Origin of the sequence: Bartonella jaculi, from assembly GCF_039543045.1 — a bacterium.
Taxonomy (GTDB): Bacteria; Pseudomonadota; Alphaproteobacteria; order Rhizobiales; family Rhizobiaceae; genus Bartonella; species Bartonella jaculi.
Genome location: NZ_BAABIZ010000084.1, coordinates 1 through 2466 on the forward strand (window position 1 = coordinate 1; position 2466 = coordinate 2466).

Here is a 2466-nt window from a genome sequence, read left to right on the forward strand (position 1 = left end):
ATTTAGATGATAAGATTCTTTCAAATTTAGCACTGAAGCTTCTGATTTTGACTGGAGTACGGTCATATCCATTGCGATATTTGCGTCTTGAACAAATAGATAAAAATATATGGACAATACCAAAAGAAAATATGAAGGGTATTGTGGGAAAAGTTTCAGATTTTCGCGTGCCATTAAGTCATGAAGCTTTGAAAGTGATTGAAAGATCTCTCCCTTTTGAGAAAAAAGGGTTTCTCTTTTCTGGTCTTACCGGCAAGCCAATTTCTGATGCAAGCATGGCAAAATATATGACAGTTTGTGGTTTAACTTATCGCCCTCATGGTTTCCGTTCAAGCTTACGGGATTGGATAGCAGAAACAACATCAACACCATTTGAGATTGCCGAAACTGTTCTTGCGCATTCCGTTGGGAGTTCAGTGACCAAAGCTTATATGCGAACAGATTTTTTAGAACAACGATATGCTCTATTGGAACAGTGGGCTTCATTTATAACAGGAGCGACTTGACAGAGTTATAACAATGTGTCTATTGTCAAAAAAGGTGCCTAGAAAACACCTTAAATACACAGCGGATAGATTGCCGAAACAATCTCTTCTCCGCAAATTAAAGGCTTTGACTCATTGTATGCTACACGCGTATAATAATGTTGTCGGGTGTAGTTACGCTATACAATACCCTTTCGGGGAAAGCGTAACGACGGACTGTGTACCGTGTTTTCTAGCACCCGGCATTCTTTGTTGGATGTCATTACTTTTAGGATTTTTCAAAAAATAATTGACAGTTTCTGTGAACAGCTATAGTCTGATTGGCAGGCTTAAAACACCTCGTAACTAATCGGTTCAACAGTATCCCGAAAGATCTGTTGCCCATCATAAGAATTTTTGTCCAGGGTCTTCGTGTGTATGTCCAAGGGTAACCTAAAGATACGAAGGGCTGTATTAGTTCGGTTGTTTTAGCCCTGGATACTTTAACGTATAAAACAAAGGACTAATAAGATGAACACTCTAATTAAAATATCAGAACAAGCTGTTGGACAAGAAATTATTCAAACCGTTAATGCGCGTGAATTACATGTGTTTTTAGAAGTAAAACGAGACTTTTCCAATTGGATTAAAGACCGTATTAACAAATACAGCTTTCTCAAAAATCAGGATTATATAGTTTTCGCCAATTTTGGCGAAAACCTCCAAGGCGGTCGTCCAAGTACAGAATACCACATCACTTTAGACATGGCGAAAGAGCTCTCAATGGTGGAACGTAATGAGAAAGGACGTCAAGCACGACGTTACTTTATTGAGTGTGAAAAGAAACTAAGAAACCAATCTGTTGATTATGATAGTGATAAACGCTTTGATTTACCAAGTCATTGGGAGGGTATGAATGCTGGTGAAAAAGCTTTGTATCTTTTAGGTCCTATCCATGTGCGTCTTGTTGATGCTTTTAGAGTAGATGAAGAGAACAGAAAATATAAAGCTCTTATTAAAGAAGCAAAGCAGGTTTTAGCAAGATCTGTTGTGAAAGCTGCTTAATTTTAAAAGTATGGTTCATCTCCCCGTTGTAAAAGCGGGGAGGGAATTATTAGATAAATCTCTTGACATGAGTCTTAAATGTAGTACACTGTAGTACAAATAGATAGGAGATTGAAGCAAATGGGTAAAATTCAAGCACGCGTCCCTGATGAAGTTCAAGAAGTTGCAAGTGCAGTGATAAAATCTACGGGCTTAACTGTATCAGATGCGGTCCGTATGTTTATGACTCGAATTGCTAGAGATAAAGCATTGCCACTTGATCTCTTTCAACCCAATCCGGAAACATTGCAGGCTATAGAAGATGCAGAGATGGGGCGTGTTGAACGTACGTCATTGGATGGTTTGCGCGCCATGATTCGTAAGGATAAAGCCGAAGTATGTAAATCTGCAAAGTGATTTTAGTTAGCTATGCGGGAAATTGTTTATACGAAGTCTTTTCGGCGTGATCTTAAACGTGAAAGTAGGGGGAGATATGCTGATACATTAGAGACAGATTTGCTGCTTGTGATCAAAACATTAGCGGCAAATGAACCCCTCAAAGTACAGTGGAGAGATCATACACTAACAGGTCAATGGCGGAACTGTCGTGATTGCCATATCAAACCAGATTTGGTTTTGATCTATCGAAAGCCTAATGATGAGACATTAGAACTTTTACGGCTTGGTTCACATTCTGAATTGCGTTTATGACAATTTTTCAATGTTTTGAAAACCACTGTTTTAAATATGCAAAGACATTATCTCATGCCTCCATGAAACGTGCAAAATTAAAAATCTATAGGCTAAAAATTTTGCACATCTCGAAGTATATTTAGAGTCGGATATTTGGTTTTTGTGTAAAAATACTTACAAACGCATCCATAATACGTGAAAAATCAAGCGCTAATAAGAGTATAATGAGTACAATCCATTTTGTATAACGCGACATCACTTTTAC

Annotated in this window: 4 protein-coding genes; all 4 read left to right on the forward strand. The window is 38.0% G+C overall.

What is annotated here, in order from left to right; translation table 11 throughout:
• A partial coding sequence (locus tag ABD915_RS09340; RefSeq protein ID WP_345117636.1) for a tyrosine-type recombinase/integrase occupies positions 1-506 on the forward strand: 506 nt, incomplete at its 5' end.
• 489 nt (positions 507-995) lie between these two features.
• Positions 996-1529: an antA/AntB antirepressor family protein gene (locus ABD915_RS09345; protein WP_345117638.1), complete on the forward strand. Its 534-nt coding sequence runs from the start codon at positions 996-998 to the stop codon at positions 1527-1529.
• A 120-nt stretch (positions 1530-1649) separates the two neighbouring features.
• The gene (locus tag ABD915_RS09350; RefSeq protein WP_345117640.1) at positions 1650-1925 is read left to right on the forward strand and encodes a type II toxin-antitoxin system RelB/DinJ family antitoxin; all 276 of its coding nucleotides are present in this window, start codon (positions 1650-1652) and stop codon (positions 1923-1925) included.
• Between the two features lie 12 nt (positions 1926-1937).
• Positions 1938-2219: a type II toxin-antitoxin system YafQ family toxin gene (locus ABD915_RS09355; RefSeq protein WP_241436177.1), complete on the forward strand. Its 282-nt coding sequence runs from the start codon at positions 1938-1940 to the stop codon at positions 2217-2219.
• Positions 2220-2466 lie beyond the last annotated feature (247 nt).